The 16,061-nt window shown below is 74.4% G+C and carries 12 protein-coding genes and 1 pseudogene; 10 read left to right on the top strand and 3 right to left on the bottom strand.

All coding sequences use genetic code 11. From position 1 onward, the window contains the following. Together ACZ4V6_RS24235 and ACZ4V6_RS24240 are read left to right on the top strand one after the other, a co-directional pair. Positions 1 to 435 (top strand): annotated as a pseudogene (locus tag ACZ4V6_RS24235) (2-oxoacid:ferredoxin oxidoreductase subunit beta); the annotation flags it as partial. 214 nt (positions 436 to 649) lie between these two features. After that, entirely contained in the window at positions 650 to 1,900 is a 1,251-nt protein-coding gene (locus ACZ4V6_RS24240; protein ID WP_467830955.1) for a transglycosylase family protein, read from the top strand. On the opposite strand, the gene ACZ4V6_RS24245 is transcribed toward ACZ4V6_RS24240, so the two are convergent. Next, positions 1,890 to 3,134, bottom strand: coding sequence for a DMT family transporter (locus ACZ4V6_RS24245; RefSeq protein ID WP_467830958.1), 1,245 nt, complete (start codon positions 3,132 to 3,134; stop codon positions 1,890 to 1,892). The genes ACZ4V6_RS24240 and ACZ4V6_RS24245 overlap by 11 nt on opposite strands. A gap of 227 nt (positions 3,135 to 3,361) precedes the next feature. On the opposite strand from ACZ4V6_RS24245, the gene ACZ4V6_RS24250 reads away from it, so the two are divergent. The 6 genes from ACZ4V6_RS24250 (at position 3,362) to ACZ4V6_RS24275 (ending at position 12,635) form a co-directional block, all read left to right on the top strand. Further along, entirely contained in the window at positions 3,362 to 4,171 is an 810-nt protein-coding gene (locus ACZ4V6_RS24250) for a (2Fe-2S)-binding protein (protein ID WP_467830961.1), read from the top strand. A 38-nt stretch (positions 4,172 to 4,209) separates the two neighbouring features. Then, positions 4,210 to 5,385 (top strand): glycogen synthase, encoded by a 1,176-nt coding sequence (gene glgA, locus ACZ4V6_RS24255; protein WP_467830963.1) that lies wholly within the window; start codon positions 4,210 to 4,212, stop codon positions 5,383 to 5,385. A 54-nt stretch (positions 5,386 to 5,439) separates the two neighbouring features. After that, positions 5,440 to 6,660 (top strand): glucose-1-phosphate adenylyltransferase, encoded by a 1,221-nt coding sequence (gene glgC, locus ACZ4V6_RS24260; RefSeq protein ID WP_467830966.1) that lies wholly within the window; start codon positions 5,440 to 5,442, stop codon positions 6,658 to 6,660. Between the two features lie 164 nt (positions 6,661 to 6,824). Next, positions 6,825 to 9,440, top strand: coding sequence for a PA14 domain-containing protein (locus tag ACZ4V6_RS24265; RefSeq protein ID WP_467830967.1), 2,616 nt, complete (start codon positions 6,825 to 6,827; stop codon positions 9,438 to 9,440). Between the two features lie 236 nt (positions 9,441 to 9,676). Continuing rightward, on the top strand, positions 9,677 to 11,017 hold the full coding sequence (locus ACZ4V6_RS24270; RefSeq protein WP_467830970.1) for a wax ester/triacylglycerol synthase family O-acyltransferase: 1,341 nt from the start codon (positions 9,677 to 9,679) through the stop codon (positions 11,015 to 11,017). A gap of 100 nt (positions 11,018 to 11,117) precedes the next feature. After that, positions 11,118 to 12,635, top strand: coding sequence for an SDR family NAD(P)-dependent oxidoreductase (locus ACZ4V6_RS24275; protein WP_467830973.1), 1,518 nt, complete (start codon positions 11,118 to 11,120; stop codon positions 12,633 to 12,635). A 210-nt stretch (positions 12,636 to 12,845) separates the two neighbouring features. Here the strand turns inward: ACZ4V6_RS24275 and ACZ4V6_RS24280 are convergent, their stop codons facing one another. After that, positions 12,846 to 13,289, bottom strand: coding sequence for a hypothetical protein (locus ACZ4V6_RS24280; RefSeq protein ID WP_467830975.1), 444 nt, complete (start codon positions 13,287 to 13,289; stop codon positions 12,846 to 12,848). A 471-nt stretch (positions 13,290 to 13,760) separates the two neighbouring features. On the opposite strand from ACZ4V6_RS24280, the gene ACZ4V6_RS24285 reads away from it, so the two are divergent. Both ACZ4V6_RS24285 and ACZ4V6_RS24290 read left to right on the top strand, forming a co-directional pair. After that, positions 13,761 to 13,937, top strand: a complete 177-nt coding sequence (locus ACZ4V6_RS24285; RefSeq protein WP_467830978.1) for a hypothetical protein — start codon at positions 13,761 to 13,763, stop codon at positions 13,935 to 13,937. 47 nt (positions 13,938 to 13,984) lie between these two features. Then, on the top strand, positions 13,985 to 14,467 hold the full coding sequence (locus ACZ4V6_RS24290; RefSeq protein WP_467830981.1) for a GNAT family N-acetyltransferase: 483 nt from the start codon (positions 13,985 to 13,987) through the stop codon (positions 14,465 to 14,467). Between the two features lie 6 nt (positions 14,468 to 14,473). Here ACZ4V6_RS24290 and ACZ4V6_RS24295 read toward each other — a convergent pair whose 3' ends face one another. Then, positions 14,474 to 15,853 carry an amidase gene (locus ACZ4V6_RS24295; RefSeq protein ID WP_467830984.1) on the bottom strand — a complete coding sequence of 460 codons (1,380 nt, stop codon included), beginning with the start codon at positions 15,851 to 15,853 and terminating at the stop codon, positions 14,474 to 14,476. Positions 15,854 to 16,061: the final 208 nt, after the last annotated feature.

The raw sequence follows: 16,061 nt of genomic DNA on the forward strand, positions 1-16,061 counted from the left end.
GTGGAGATCTACCAGAACTGCAACATCTTCAACGACGGCGCCTTCGACGCCCTCAAGGACCGCCGGCAGGCCCAGGACGCGGTGATCCGCCTCGAACACGGACAGCCCGTCCGCTTCGGCGCCGACCACACCAAGGGCGTCGTCCGCGACCGGGCCACCGGCGACCTGAAGACCGTCACCGTCACCCCGGACAACGAGGCCGACCTCCTCGTCCACGACGCCCACGCCGCCTCCCCCACCACCGCCTTCGCCCTCTCCCGCCTCGCCGACCCCGACACCCTGCACCACACCCCCATCGGCGTGCTGCGCTGCGTCGACCGGCCGGTCTACGACACCCTCATGGCCGACCAGCTCGACACCGCCGTCGAACAGAACGGCAAGGGCGACCTCGCCGCCCTGCTCGCCGGCGGCGACACCTGGACCGTCGCCGGCTGACGGGAGGGACCGACCCGGTCGCACGGACCCCACGCCGGATCGCCGGCGCCCTTCGCGGCGCCGGCGATCCGGCGTGCCCCCGGCCGCGCCGGCCGGTCAACGGGCGTCGTTTCCCCGCCACTTGGTGTGACCAACCGGCTGATTGCCGTCTTGTCATGGCCTGTTACCGGCGCTTACTTTTGCCCCTCCTGACGCAATGTCGAGGGGGATTCCCATGGCCGTACGCGGCCGGCACCGCCGGTACCAGCCGAACAGGATCAACCGGGCCTCACTGACCGTCACCGCGGGCGGCGCGGGCATCGCGCTCCCGCTCATCGGCACCGGCGCGGCGCACGCGGCCGACATGGACACCTGGGACAAGGTCGCCGCCTGCGAGTCCAGCGGCGACTGGGGCATCAACACCGGCAACGGCTTCTACGGCGGGCTGCAGTTCACCCAGTCCACGTGGGAGGCCTTCGGCGGCACCGCCCACGCCGCGCGCGCGGATCTGGCCACCAGGGACCAGCAGATCGCCGTCGCCGAGAAGGTGCTCGACGGACAGGGGCCCGGCGCCTGGCCGGTGTGCTCGGAGCGCGCCGGTCTCAGCCGTGGCGGCGACGGCCCCGGCGTCCGCCCCGCCGCGGGAGCGGCCACCGGGAAGAGCGCGGAGAAGACCACCGGGAAGGCCGCGGCAGCCGCCGGGAAGGCATCCCCGGAGGCAGCCGGGGCCGCGGACGTGCGGCCCCAGACGACGCCCCAGTCCCGGGCCGGCACCGCCCGGATGTACACGGTGGTCACCGGCGACACGCTGTCCGGCATCGCCGACAGCCAGCAGGTGCGGGGCGGCTGGCGCGGGCTGTACGAGTCCAACCGGGCCGCGATCGGAGCGGACCCCGACCTGATCGTGCCCGGCCAGCGGCTGGCGCTGCGCGGCGAGGGCACCGCCACGGCGCCCCGCGCCGAGGACGGGACGTCCCGGTCGGCCAAGCCGAAGCAGCCGAAGCAGTCCGGGAAACAGGCCAAGCCGAAGCAGCCCAGGAAGACGGCCTCGGACACCGCCGAGGGCAAGGCCGCGACCGGTCACGCCCTCGTGGCCCCCGTCGACGCCTCCACCGGCACGCCGTACCACCAGGCGGGCTCGTCCTGGTCGAAGGGCTACCACACCGGCGTCGACTTCCCCGTCCCCACCGGCACGACCGTCAAGTCGGTCGCCGCGGGCCGGGTCGTCAGCGCGGGGTGGGGCGGTTCCTACGGGTACCAGGTCGTGGTCCGGCACGCCGACGGCCGCTACTCCCAGTACGCGCACCTGTCGGCGATCTCCGTGAAGGACGGCCAGTCCGTGGGTGCCGGCCAGCGCATCGGGCGGTCGGGCTCCACCGGGAACGTCACGGGCCCGCATCTGCACTTCGAGGTGCGGACGGGGCCCGGTTTCGGTTCGGACGTCGACCCGCTGGCGTACCTGCGGGCCGGCGGCGTCAGGATCTGATCCGCACCCGGCGCCGGTCGAGGACGGGCAGCGGGACGTACGGGCCGCCGTAGAAGGGCCCGTAGGAGATGAGCCGGTCCTCGGCCGCGGGCTCCGCCGGTTCCAGGGCCGCGCACGTCTCCGCGGCGGGCGCGGTGACCGGGACCGGCGACGGTACCGGGGCCGGGGCGGGGAGGAGCACCGTGGCGGGCCGCGCGGCGGGCGGCTGCCCGCCCCCGCCGGCCGGCGGGCCTCCGACAGGGACCGCGACCGCGTCGATCGCGCCGGCCGCCGGCCGTGCCGCGGACGGGGCGGAGACCAGCGGCTCGCCGAAGCCTCCCCGCGCCCCAGCAAGCCCGTCACTCCCGGGGACCGCCTCGGCCCCGCCCCCGGGCACCGCCCCGTCCGCCGCGCCCTCCGCCGCCTCCCGCGAGAGCCGCTCCGTCGTCAGCAGGATCAGTCCGCCCGCGGCCACCACACCGCAGCCCAGGGCGAGCACGGTGCCGGTCGTGCCGTGGCGGAAGGTCTCGCCGAACATCGTGATGCCGACCACGGCCGCCACCACCGGGTTCGCGACCGTCAGCACGGCCAGCGGGGCCGCGAGGCCGGCGCCCCGGTAGGAGGCCTGCGACAGCAGCATGCCCGCCGTGGCGAGTACGCCGATCACGGCCAGGGACGGCAGGTCGGCGGCGGACACACCGCCGGTCCAGTCGACAGCCACCGTCTTGGTGAACACCGAGGACATGCCGAACGCGATGCCGGACGCGGTCGCCAGCAGCACGCTGCGCACCACGGGGTGCCGGTGCGCGGCCCGGCCGGCGATCATCAGCGCCACGATCGCACCGGCGGTCACCACGGCCACCGCCACGCGCTGCGCCGTGTCCAGCGACTGGGCACCGGACGCGCCGACCAGGGACAGCAGGCCGGCCAGGCCGACCGTCGCCATGATCGCGCCGCGCCATGCCGCCGCACCGGCCCGGCGGCCCACGAACAGCGCCGCCATGGGCAGCGCGAACACGATGGTGAGTGCCCCCAGCGGCTGCACCAGGCTCAGCGGACCGAGGGCGAGTGCCACGACGTGCAGCAGTGCGCCGAGGCCGTTGAGGCCGACCGCCGCCCACCAGCAGGGCCGGCGCAGCGGGGCGTACCGGACGTCGGTGGAGGACGCCGCGACCCGCTCCTGCACGATCGCTCCGCCCGCGTACGCCACGGCGGAGACGAGCGACAGCAGCACGGACAACGCGAGGGCGCTCATCGGCTGCTCCTCTGCGGGAGGCGGGGGCTCTCGGCCCGGCGCGGCGAACGGTCGTCTTCCATGGACAACACGATGCCGTCCCAGGGCCTTCCCGTCGTCGTCCCTGAGCACCCATTGGGTCCTACTGCCGATGGAGTATCAGGACGGCGCCGTCCTCCCCAGGGTGGGCGACCTTCGTCGAGGCCCCCCGGCCGCGCCCCGTGGGGGCCCTGATACTACTGCTCCGCGTGGACCTCGACCCCGGGCTCGCCGCCCTCCGCCCGCTCGGCGGCTTCTTCGTGCTGCGCGTCTTCGGACCGCCCCCGCGCCGGCCGCTCCCCACCCTCGCGCACGCCTGCCGGGAGAACACCGGGGACGGTCCCGCGGACGGCCTTTCGCGCGACCCCCTCGCCTTCCGCGTCCGGAAGACCGCCGCCGCCCTCGGCGCCCCCGAGACCCGGGTCGCCGCGTCCGTGGTGCACCAGGGGCTCGCCGCCCGCCTGTGGTCGGTGACGCTCGGCTGCGCCGCCCTGTACGGCCGGGTCCCCGGCCTGGACCCGGACCTGCTGCACTGGGACCCCGACGCCTCCGCCCCCGACGACCTGTGGCTCGCCGGGGTGCGTCCGCGGCCGGCGGACGCCGCCACCCTCGCGGAGCTCGTGCTCGACACGCACCTGGAACCGCTGACGGCGGCCCTGCGCGCCCGGTACCGCCTCGCGCCCGGGCTGCTGTGGGGCAACGCCGCCTCCGCCCTGGCCGCCTCCGCGCGCGAGCTGGACCGCTGGGCCCGCCGCCACGGCCGTACCGACGCCGCCGCCCGCGCCCGCTCGCTCACCACCGGCCTGCTCGCGCACCCCCTCCTCGCCGGGACCGGCGCCCTGACCGGCACCGCCTTCCGGCGACGCAGCTGCTGCCTGTACTACCGCGTGCCCGGCGGGGGCGTCTGCGGCGACTGCTGCTTCTCCCGGCCCCCGCGCTCCCCACGGCCGCCCCGGCCCTCACCGCCCCCGCGATCTTCGAGGCCCACGCGCTCTTCCCCGGACGCCCCGCCTGGGTGACCATGAGGGGACCAGCCGCCGAGCACGGGAGGTTCCGGGTGCGTGTGGGACTGCTGACCCGGGAGTATCCGCCCGACGTGTACGGCGGCGCGGGCGTCCACGTCGAGTTCCTCGCCCGGGAACTCGCCCGCCTCGTCGACCTGGACGTGCACTGCTGGGGCGAGGGCCGTACCGACGGCGTCCTGCGCCACCGCCCCTGGTCCGCGCTCGACGGCGCCAACGACGCGCTGCGCACCTTCTCCGTGGACCTCGCCATGGCCGCCGCCCTGGAGGGCCGCGAGCTGGTCCACTCCCACACCTGGTACGCGAACCTCGGCGGCCGGCTCGCCCAGCAGCTGTATGGCATCCCGCACGTCGTGACCGCGCACTCCCTGGAGCCGCTGCGCCCCTGGAAGGCCGAGCAGCTCGGCGGGGGCTACGCCCTGTCCGGCTGGGCCGAGCGCGACGCCGTCGAGTCCGCCGACGCCGTCGTCGCGGTCTCCGGCGCCATGCGCGAGGACATCCTCGCCTGCTACCCGGCGCTGGACGCCTCCCGGGTCCACGTCGTCCACAACGGCATCGACACCACCCTGTACCGGCCCGATCCGGGCACCGACGCCCTGGACCGGATCGGCCTGGACCGCTCCCGGCCGTACGTCCTGTTCGTCGGCCGCATCACGCGCCAGAAGGGCGTGCCCCACCTGCTGCGGGCGGTGCGGGGCATCGACCCGGCCGCGCAGGTCGTGCTGTGCGCGGGCGCCCCGGACACCCCGGAGATCGACCAGGAGTTCCGCGACCTCTTCGCCGGGCTGAGCCGGGCCCGCGAGGGCGTGCACTGGATCCCGCGGATGCTGCCGCGTCCGGAGGTGATCCAGTTGCTGACCCACGCCGCCGTCTTCGTCTGCCCCTCGGTGTACGAGCCCCTCGGCATCGTCAACCTGGAGGCGATGGCCTGCGGCACGCCGGTCGTGGCCACCCGCGTCGGCGGTATCCCGGAGGTCGTGGCGGACGGCGAAACGGGGGTACTCGTGTCCCGGGGCGACAGCGGGAGCGACCACGGGGACGACGACTTCGAGGCGGGCCTCGCCCGGGCCCTGGACTCCGTCCTCGGTGATCCGCAGGCCGCCCGGCGCATGGGAGAGGCGGGACGCAAGCGCGCGGTGGACGAGTTCGGCTGGGACGCGGTCGCCCGCCGCACGGTCCGTCTCTACGAGGAGACGCTCGAACAGGCATAGGCGGCCCCGCCCACGGGCAGGCATGGGCCACCAACGAGGGTGAGGGGAGCGGCCATGCGTCGTGGTGGTCCTTCGGTGCTCGGGATCGTGCTGGCGGGCGGGGAGGGCAAACGCCTGATGCCCCTGACCGCGGACCGCGCCAAACCCGCGGTCACCTTCGGCGGCACGTACCGCCTGGTCGACTTCGTGCTGTCCAACCTGGTCAACAGCGACATCCTGCGGATCTGCGTCCTGACGCAGTACAAGTCGCACTCGCTGGACCGGCACATCACCACCACCTGGCGGATGTCGAGCCTGCTCGGCAACTACGTCACCCCGGTCCCCGCCCAGCAGCGACTCGGCCCGCGCTGGTACCTGGGCAGCGCCGACGCGATCCTGCAGTCGCTGAACCTGGTCTACGACGAGCAGCCCGAGTACGTCGCGGTGTTCGGCGCCGACCACGTGTACCGGATGAACCCGCGCCAGATGCTCACCCAGCACATCGAGTCCGGCGCGGGCGTGACCGTGGCCGGCATCCGGGTGCCGCGCACCGAGTCGTCGTCCTTCGGGGTGATCACCCCGGGCTCCGACGGCCGGACCGTCACCGGGTTCCTGGAGAAGCCCGCCGACCCGCCGGGGCTCGCCGACGACCCGGAGCGCGTCTTCGCCTCGATGGGCAACTACATCTTCACCACCAAGGCCCTCGTCGAGGCCCTGCAGCGGGACGCCGAGGACCCGCGCTCCGTGCACGACATGGGCGGCTCGATCCTGCCCCAGCTCACCGACCGGGGCGAGGCCGCGCTCTACGACTTCAGCGCCAACCACGTGCCGGGGGAGACCTCCCGCGACCAGGGCTACTGGCGGGACGTGGGCACCCTCGACGCGTACTACGACGCCCACATGGACCTGATCGCCGAGCGCCCCGCGTTCAACCTCTACAACCGCGACTGGCCGATCTACACCCACTCCAACCAGCTCTCCCCGGCCCGTTTCAACGCCGGCGGCATGGCCGGCGAGTCGATCATCAGCGCGGGCTGCCTGATCCGCGGCCAGGTCACCCGGTCCGTGCTGTCCCCCGGCGTGGTGGTCGACCCCGGGGCGGTCGTGCAGGGCTCGGTGCTGCACGACAACGTGCACATCGGCCGGGGCGCGGTGGTGCGCGGAGCGGTGCTGGACAAGAACGTCGAGGTGCCGCCGGGTGCGACGATCGGCGTCAACCCGGAACGGGACGCCGAGCTGTACACCGTGTCCAAGGGCGGCGTGATCGCGCTGGGCAAGGGGCAGCGGGTGCCGTGACGGCAGGGCCGTCCGCGGCTCCGGGGGCTCGGGCGGCCCCCGGCATCGTTGTCATGTACTGGACTCCAAGGGGGATCCGTGCTGTCATGCCACTGCCGTGACATCGCTGTCCGACATCGATGTCACGGGCCATCGGCCACCACCCCTTCCCGAGGAGAGGGTCAGTGCGCACCAAACGACTCAGAGACAGACTGGCGTCACTGCTCGCCGCCGCCCTGGGCGTCGCGGGACTCGCCGCCGTACCGGACGCGAGCGCGGCCGGCGCCGCAGCCGAGATCCACGGCCTGAAGGGCGAGTACTACACCCAGTCCGCCCCCGGCGCCTTCGACTTCCACGAGCTCAAGGCCACCGGCTTCGACCCGCAGCTCGACTTCGGCACCCTGGAACCGCGTCTGGCCTTCGCCACCGGGCGGTCCGACGACGTCAGCGTCCGCTGGACCGGCAAGCTGGTGCCGGAGAAGACCGGGGCCCACACCTTCTCGATCACCGGTGACAACGGCTTCCGCCTCTGGATCGGCGGCAGGCTCGCCATCGACCACTGGGTCGACGACTGGGACCGCGAACAGACCGCCGAGCCCATCGAGCTCACGGCCGGACGGTCCTACGACCTGAAGCTGGAGTACTTCGAGCACTACGGCGGCTCCAACCTGCACCTGCGCTGGACCGAGCCCGGCGGCGCCAAGGAACCGGTGCCGCAGTCGGCGTTCCGCCTGCCGGACGGCTTCGACTACGACGGCGCGACGGCGACCACCGTGCTCGCCACCGGCCGCACCCTCAAGCTGGACTTCGCCCAGCCCCTCGCCGCGGCCCCGGCCGGCCTCACCGACCACCTCGAAGCGGTGATCGGCGGTGCCGAGTGGCCCCTGGGCGGGGCCGAGGTCGACCCGGCCGACCCGACCGCGCTCCTCGTCGCCCTCGACGAGCCCGTCGTCGGCGACAAGGCCGGCACCGCCCCCGGCACCGCCGACGTCCGCTACGACGGCGAAGGCGGCCTCACCGGCGCCGACGGCAACGTTGTCAAGGCATTCTGGAGCAGCGGTGCGAACCACTCCACGTACGAGCTGCGCACCGAGTGGGCCGACGACGTGGACCCGGACCACGCCCTCCCGGAGTACCCGCGCCCGCAGCTGGCACGGGACGCCTGGCGCAGCCTCAACGGCCGCTGGCAGTTCGCCGCGGCCGAGGCCGGCGAGCAGCCGCCGGTGGGCAGGAACCTGAAGGAGCGGATCGTCGTCCCCTACCCGGTGGAGTCGCAGCTCTCCGGCGTCCAGCGGCACGAGGACCGCATGTGGTACCGCCGCACCTTCACCGTCCCGGCCGACTGGCACATCGGTTCCCGAAAGCGCCTGAAGCTCAACTTCGGCGCCGTCGACTGGCGGTCCGAGGTGTACGTCAACGGCACGAAGGTCGCCGAGCACGAGGGCGGCTACGACAAGTTCGGCGCCGACGTCACCGACGCGCTGAAGCCCGGCCGCGCCCAGGAGCTGATCGTCGGCGTGTACGACCCGACCGACGCGGCGAACGGCGAGAACCCGCCGCTCGGCAAGCAGCGCCTGGATCCGAGCGGCATCTGGTACACGCCCAGCTCCGGCATCTGGCAGACGGTCTGGATGGAGCCGGTCGCCCGGGACCACGTCGACTCCCTGAAGCTCACCCCGCACGTCGACGGGGCCGCGAGCACGCTCACGGTCGAGCCCCGGGGCGTGCGCGACGGCGTGCGGATCAGCGCGACGGCGTACGCCGGGAAGCGCAGGGTCGCCACGGTGAGCGGACGTACCGGCGAGCCGCTGACGCTGAGGATCCGCGACCCGCGTCTGTGGTCGCCCGACGACCCGTTCCTGTACGACCTGAGGGTCACCGTCGGCACCGACCGCGTGCGGAGCTACTTCGGGATGCGCTCCGTCGCCGTCGAGAAGGTGGACGGCGTGCCCCGCACCGTCCTCAACGGCGAGCCCGTCTTCATGATGGCCACCCTCGACCAGGGCTTCTGGCCCGACGGCCTGCACACCGCGCCCACCGACGAGGCCCTCGCCCACGACCTGAGGCTGCACAAGGAGCTCGGCTTCAACGCGGTGCGCAAGCACATCAAGGTCGAGCCCGACCGCTGGTTCTACTGGGCCGACCGGCTGGGCCTCATGGTGTGGCAGGACATGCCCGCGATGACCGCCGGGGTGAACCCGTCCGCCGCCGCCCGCGCCGCGTACGAGCGGGAGATGAAGGAGATGATCGACGAGCACGTCAGCAGCCCGTCGGTCGTCATGTGGGTCACCTTCAACGAGGGCTGGGGCCAGTACGACATCGGCCGCGTCGCGGCCCAGGCCAAGTCCTGGGACCCGACCCGGCTCGTCAACAACCAGTCGGGCCTGAACCTGGGGGCCGACGGGGGCGCCGGCGACATCATGGACGAGCACGGCTACCCGAGTCCCGCCCTGCCGCCCCGCCCGGACGGCGAGCGCGCCCTGGTCAGCGGCGAGTACGGCGGCCTCGGCCTCGCGGTGCCCGGACACGCCTGGTCGGTGCAGCAGTCGTACGTCGACGTGGACCCGGCGACGTACACCGACGACTACCTGGCCGAGCTCGGCAAGGTCCGGGCCCTGGTGTGCAAGGGGAGCAACGGCGCCGTCTACACCCAGATCACGGACGTCGAGGGAGAGCTGAACGGACTGACGACCTACGACCGCAAGGTCCTCAAGCCGGACGCCGAGCGGATGAGGGCCGCCCACGAGGCCCTGATCCGCGACGCGTCCCGGCCCGTCCCCGCGGGGTGCCCGGCCGCCTGAGCCTCCCGCGCGTCCCCGGTCGGCCCGCAGCCGTCCGGGTGGGGAAGCGCGGCGGGGACGGCGCCGCCGGTGCCGCCCCGACCGCAAGCGCCCCATGAGCCACAGGAGTCCCGGCCCCTTCCCGAGGGGCCGGACTTTAATCTGCTGTTAACTGTGAGTAGCGTGATCGTACTTGACCGTAATCGGCGGAGGGGGATTGACTGCTTGTCCACCCGTCGTCATTGCGAGGCAAGCCCTTGACTTCCGATCTGCTCGCCCCTCTCGACCTGGCGTTCTGGAACATCGAGTCCGCCGAGCACCCCATGCACCTCGCGGCGCTCGGCGTCTTCCCGGCTCACTCGCCCACCGCGGGCGCCCACGCGGCGGACCTGCTCGCGGCCCGCGCGCCGGGGGTCCCCGGGCTGCGGATGCGGATCCGGGACACGTGGCAGTCACCGCTCGCCCTGCGCCGCCCCCTCTCCTTCGGCGGTGCCGTCCGCGAGCCCGACCCGGGCTTCGACCCGCTCGACCACGTCCGGCTGCACGCCCCGACGACGGACTTCCACGCCCGGGCGGGCCGCCTGATGGAAAGCCCGCTGGAGCGCGGCCGGCCGCCCTGGGAGGCCCATGTGCTGCCGGGCGCGGACGGCGAGTCCTTCGCGGTGCTGTTCAAGTTCCACCACGCCCTGGCCGACGGACTGCGGGCCCTGGCCCTCGCGGCGGGCGTCCTCGACCCGATGGACATGCCCCCGCCCCGCCCGAGGCCCGAGCCGCCCCGGCGCGGTCTGCTGCCGGACGTGCGCACCCTGCCGGGCCTGGTGCGCGACGCCCTGTCCGACGCGGGGCGCGCCCTGGACATCGGCGCCTCGGCGGCCCTGTCCACCCTCGACGTGCGCTCCTCGCCCGCCCTCGCCGCCGAGCCCTCCGGCACCCGCCGCATCGCGGGAGCGGTCGTCGACCTCGACGACGTCCACATCGTCCGCAAAACCGTCGGCGGCACCGTCAACGACGTCCTGATCGCGGTCGTCGCCGGCGCCCTGCGCCGCTGGCTGGACGAGCGCGGCGACGGCAGCGAGGGCGTCGCCCCGCGCGCCCTCATCCCCGTCTCCCAGCGCCGCCCGCGCACCGCTCACCCACAGGGCAACCGGCTCTCCGGCTACCTGGCACGGCTCCCCGTCGGCGACCCCGACCCACTGTCCCGCCTCGCCGCGGTGCGCACCGCCATGGACCGCAACAAGGACGCCGGGCCGGGCCGGGGCGCCGGCGCGGTCGCCCTGCTCGCCGACCACATCCCGGCGCTGGGCCACCGGCTCGGCGGCCCCCTGGTCGGCCAGGCCGCCCGGCTCTGGTTCGACATCCTGGTCACCAGCGTCCCCCTGCCCAGCCTCGGCCTGCGGCTCGGCGGCCACCCGCTCACCGAGGTCTACCCCCTGCCCCCCCTGGCCCGCGGCCACTCCCTGGCGGTCGCCGTATCGACCTACCGGGGACGGGTCCACTACGGGCTGGTCGCCGACGCGAAGGCCGTGCCGGACCTCGACCGGCTCGCCCTGGCCGTGTCCGAGGAGGTGGAGACGCTCATCACCGCCTGCGGTCCCTGACCCGCCGGGTTTGGTCCCCGGCCCGGCGCTCCGTAAAATTCCCCGTTCGAAAGCGGGCGCGACCGGAGCGCCGCGACGGTGACCAGGAACGGCAGCGGCGATGACGGTGACACAGGACGGCTCGGCGACCACGGACGAGGTGGTGTACGGGTCCGGTGACGAGGCGCAGTACGGCCCTGGCATCGACCCGGAGCGGCTCGCCGTCTGCCTCGGTGTGCTCGAGGAACTCGACAGGCTCGACGTCGACCACCCCGACGCGATCGCGGTCCGCCGGGCCACCTCGCACATCTACCGCATGGTCAAGCAGCGCCGCCGCCAGGAGCGCCGGGCCGCCAAGACCGCCCACGACAAGGCGGTCACCGAGGCCACCGCGACCGGGTCCGCCGAGCGCATCGACGACGAGACCGAGGGGCTCCTGCCCTCCTCCCGCACCGAGGAGGGCACGATCGCGGGGATACTCCAGCGCCCGCGCTCCTGCTACATCTGCAAGCAGCGCTACGTCGAGGTCGACTACTTCTACCACCAGCTCTGCCAGACCTGCGCCGCCGAGAACCGCGCCCGGCGCGACGCCCGCGCCGACCTCACGGGCAAGCGCGCCCTGCTCACCGGCGGCCGGGCCAAGATCGGCATGTACATCGCGCTCAGGCTGCTGCGCGACGGCGCGCACACCACGATCACGACCCGCTTCCCCAAGGACGCCATCCGCCGCTTCAAGGCCATGGACGACTCCGCCGACTGGATCCACCGCCTGGAGGTCGTCGGCATCGACCTGCGCGACCCGGCCCAGTCCGTGGCCCTGGCCGAGCAGGTCGCCGGGCAGGGCCCGCTCGACATCCTCATCAACAACGCCACCCAGACCGTGCGCCGCCTGCCCTCCGCCTACGCCGCGCTGGTCGAGGGCGAGAGCGCCCCGCTGCCGGCCGGCGAGCTGCCCGCCCACCACGTCATCGGCGCCTTCGGCTCCGGCGCGGTGGACGGGCTGGCCGCACTGCCCGTCGGCGTCTCCGGGCTCGACGCGCAGAAGGTGGCCGACCTCGCGCTGGTCGCCGGCAACGCCAGCGTGGTCCGGCACCGCGAGGGCACCGCCATCGACGCCGGCGGTCTGCTCCCCGACGTCGTCGACACCAACACCTGGGTCCAGACCATCGAGCAGATCTCCCCGGTGGAGCTGCTCGAGACCCAGCTGTGCAACTACACGTCGCCGTTCATCCTCATCAGCAAGCTGCGGCCGGCGATGGCCGAGGCCGCGCGCAGGGCGTCCTCCGGACGCGCCTACGTCGTCAACGTCTCGGCGATGGAGGGCGTGTTCGCCCGCGGCTACAAGGGCGCGGGCCACCCGAACACCAACGCGGCCAAGGCCGCCATGAACATGGTGACGCGAACCAGCGCCCAGGAGATGTTCGACACCGACCGCATCCTGATGACCTCGGTCGACACCGGCTGGATCACCGACGAACGCCCCCACTACGACAAGCTGCGCCTGGCCGAGGCCGGCTTCCACGCCCCGCTCGACCTGGTCGACGGCGCCGCCCGCGTCTACGACCCGGTCGTGCGCGGCGAGGCGGGCGAGGACCTGTACGGCGTCTTCCTCAAGGACTACGCGCCCGGCAAGTGGTGACGGCGGCACCGGATCAACGGCCTTAAGCCGCAGGCCCGTTCGCCGGGCGCCGCCCCGCCGTGGGACGTGCGCCGGCGCGCCCGGTGCGCCGGCCGCGCGTACCTCGCGGTCCGGCCCCGCGCAGGCCCGCCCGTGGGTCTGCGCGGGGCCGGGGAGCGCCGTGCGGTCGCCCTGGTCCCGGCACGCATGGCGCCCCCGCGGCGGATCCGGTCAGTCGACCGCTCCCAGCCGCGAGTTGCGCGCCGCCAGCAGTTCCAGCACCGTGCGCCAGTCCTCCAGGACCCCGGCGTCGAAGGCGGCGGTACGGGCCTCCTCGTCGGCCTGGCGCAGGCCCAGCAGGTCGTCGTCGTGGGGCCGGGCGTCCGGGAGGGCGTGCCCGTGCAGCAGGCGGGCGACGCGGGGGCCGAGCAGGGGCCGTACCGCCTCGGCCGTGCGGCCGGCCGGACCGCCGGGCCACAGCAGCCTCCCCGCCACGGACACCAGGCCGGCCACCTGGAGTTCCTTGTCCGCCGGGCGTCGCCGGCGCAGCAGCGCGGCGGTCCGCAGGGCGTGCCCGTACGGGTCGGCGGGGCCGCCGTCGTGACCGGCGGACGGCCGCCCGCCCCGGCAGGCGGACAACAGGTCCATCAGCTCCTCGACGCTGCGCAGTTCCATGCCCCGGTCCTCCCACGAGACAGCCGTTGCGGACCGCCAGCGCACCATGGCGAGCTTGCGGCGCGGCCAACGGCGACTGAACGGCACGGCCACGCGCCGCCCCCGTCGAAAGGGTGATCGGCGATATGGGCCGAACGGGTGAGCCGCATACCGGGTGAAAGGCGGTGGAACGGGCGTAAAGCCCCAACTGTGCGCGAGGCGGCGGGCAATGGTTGTCCCATGTTTTGAGCCCCATAGAGCGCACCCCCGCTCATTTGGTTAATCTGGTGCGGACGGACGAGCAGGACCGGGTGCCTACCCACACCCACGGTCCGTCATGGGACGAGCCGGTCCACAACGGCCTGCTCCCGCACGAGTTGCCGGCGCCACCGCGTCCGAACTGCATGCGATCAGACCCGAGTGGGCGCCAGGTGCCGGACGGCAGACCGGCCGACAGGCCCCGAGGGTGACCCGACACATAAGGAGTGCGCGGTGACACCGGAGACGATGACGAACCCCGACCGACGACCCGAGGAACGCGCCGAGCGCGCGGGCCGCCGGCCCGGAGAGATCGGCAGCCTCGACGTGTGGGCGCGTTCCGCCCCCATCCGTCTCGCGGGCTACGAGGAAGACCTCGCCGAGCCGCACATCCTGCCCAGCGTGGACTGACCCGCCGCGGGACCCGCCGGACGCGTGGGCGTGCGAGACTCACGCCCATGCTGATCAGGGAAGCCACGGCCGCCGACTGGCCGCGCATCTGGCCCTTCTGGCACCGCATCGTCGCGGCCGGAGAGACCTACGCCTGGGACCCGGACACCCCCGAGGACGTGGCCCGGGCCCTGTGGATGAACCCCGCCAAACGCGTCCACGTCGTCGAGGACGACAACGGCGCCGTCGTCGCCTCCGCCTACGTCACCCCCAACTACGGCGGCCCGGCCGCCCGCATCGCCAACGCGGGCTTCATGGTCGACCCGGACCGGGCCGGCCGGGGCACCGGCCGGGCCCTCGCCGAGTACGTCCTGGAAGCCGCCAGGGCCGACGGATACCGGGGCATGGTCTTCAACGCCGTCGTCGAGACCAATCCGGCCGTCAAGCTCTGGACGTCCCTCGGTTTCACGATCCTCGGCACGGTGCCGGAGGCCTTCGACCACCCGCGGCACGGGCCGGTCGGCCTGCACATCATGTACCGCGCCCTGTAGGGCCCGTCAGTCCAGGGGCGCCGTCCGCCGCCACGGACGCAGCGCCTCGATCCGCTCCGCCAGCTCCAGCAGCGCCGCCTCCGACCCCGGGCGCCCCACCAGCTGCACGGCGCAGGGGGCGCCCGACGGCAGCGTGCCGAAGGGCACCGACATCGCGGGCCAGCCGGTCAGGTTCCACGGCGGGGTGAACGGCGAGTACGCCGAGTTCGCCGCCACGTTGCGCAGCCAGCCCCGCTCGTGCCACGGCCCGGCCCCGGGGGAGCGGCGGGCCAGCGCCGGCGTGAGCAGCACGTCGTACTCGGCGAAGAACGGCTCCAGCCGCTCCCGCAGCCGCCGCCGCCCCCCTCCGGAGGACACCGTGCGCACGAAGCGCTGCCCGATCCCCGCGTGGACCCGCGTGCGCCGCGCCAGCCTGCGCGGGTCGAGACCCCGTGCGTCCACCGACGTCCCCGCCGTCCAGTGGGCCACGGCGGTCAGGCCCAGCGACGCCGGATAGGGCGGGTCGGCCCGCCGCACCTGGTGTCCCGCCCGCATCAGCACCCCCGCCGCCCCACGGACGGCGTCCGCGTACGGGCGGGAGACGGGGATGCCGGCGAGCGGGCTGCGCAGGGAGGCGGCGACCCGGACGCTGCCCGTGTCCGGGCGGCGGAACCGTCCGCCGCCCGCCGGCTCCTGCGCGGGGCCGTCGGCGGGGTCCTCCGCGAGGACCGCGAGCATCAGGCGGGCGTCCTCGACCGTCGTGGCCAGGGGGCCGTTCTCCGACATGCCGAACCAGTCGCCCTCGCCGATGCCGGCCGGCACCACGCCGCGGCCCGGCTTGAGGGTGACCAGACCGCAGTTGGCCGCCGGGATGCGCAGCGAGCCCATGCCGTCGTTGCCGAGCGCCACCGGAACCATCCCGGCGGCCACCGCCGCCGCGCTGCCGCCCGACGAACCGCCCGCCGACCGGGCCGGGTCCCACGGGTTGCGGGCGGTGCCGTGCACGCCCTCGGTGGTGCCGAACACGCACAGCTCGGGCACGTTCGTGAGGCCCACGACCACCGCGCCCGCCGCCCGCAGCCGGGCCACGGTGACGTGGTCGGCCGCGGCGGGCGTGTCCGGCGTCGCGGCGGACCCGATCCGGGTGGACTCGCCGCGCACCGCGAGGTTGTCCTTCACGGCCACCGGTACGCCGGCCAGCGGCAGTTCGGCCAGACCGCCCCGGGCGCCCACCTCCTCGGCCTCCGCGAGGGCCGCCTCGGCGCGTACGGTCCGGAAGGCGCCGACGCGGCCGTCGAGCCGCTCGATCCGGGCGAGATGCGCTGCCACCACCTCGCGCGGCGTGGCCCGCTCCTCACGTACGGCGGCGGCGATCTCGGCGGCGGTCCGGCCGGCCCAGTCGGTCACGGGAGCTCCTCGGTGCGATGCGGGAACGGGATTACTGGCGAGTACGCAGAGAGCACTCTGCCCGTCCGGACGCCTCGGCGTCGAGAGCCCGGGCCCCGTCGGCCGCCCCGTTCGGGCCGGCCGGTCCGGTGCCGCCGCGCTCGCCGACCGGCCCGGCTTCCCCGGCACGACCCCCGTCGACGAGGCCGGCCGGTTCTCCGCCGGACCC

This window comes from Streptomyces sp. NPDC029152 (assembly GCF_055564355.1).

What these genes read in the sequence shown, in the direction of transcription:
- ACZ4V6_RS24275 (WP_467830973.1), top strand. Translation starts at nt 11,118, where the DNA reads ATGACGGTGACACAGGACGGCTCGGCGACCACGGACGAGGTGGTGTAC.
- glgC (WP_467830966.1), top strand. Translation starts at nt 5,440, where the DNA reads ATGCGTCGTGGTGGTCCTTCGGTGCTCGGGATCGTGCTGGCGGGCGGG.
- ACZ4V6_RS24280 (WP_467830975.1), bottom strand. Translation starts at nt 13,289, where the DNA reads ATGGAACTGCGCAGCGTCGAGGAGCTGATGGACCTGTTGTCCGCCTGC.
- ACZ4V6_RS24245 (WP_467830958.1), bottom strand. Translation starts at nt 3,134, where the DNA reads ATGAGCGCCCTCGCGTTGTCCGTGCTGCTGTCGCTCGTCTCCGCCGTG.
- ACZ4V6_RS24290 (WP_467830981.1), top strand. Translation starts at nt 13,985, where the DNA reads ATGCTGATCAGGGAAGCCACGGCCGCCGACTGGCCGCGCATCTGGCCC.
- ACZ4V6_RS24240 (WP_467830955.1), top strand. Translation starts at nt 650, where the DNA reads ATGGCCGTACGCGGCCGGCACCGCCGGTACCAGCCGAACAGGATCAAC.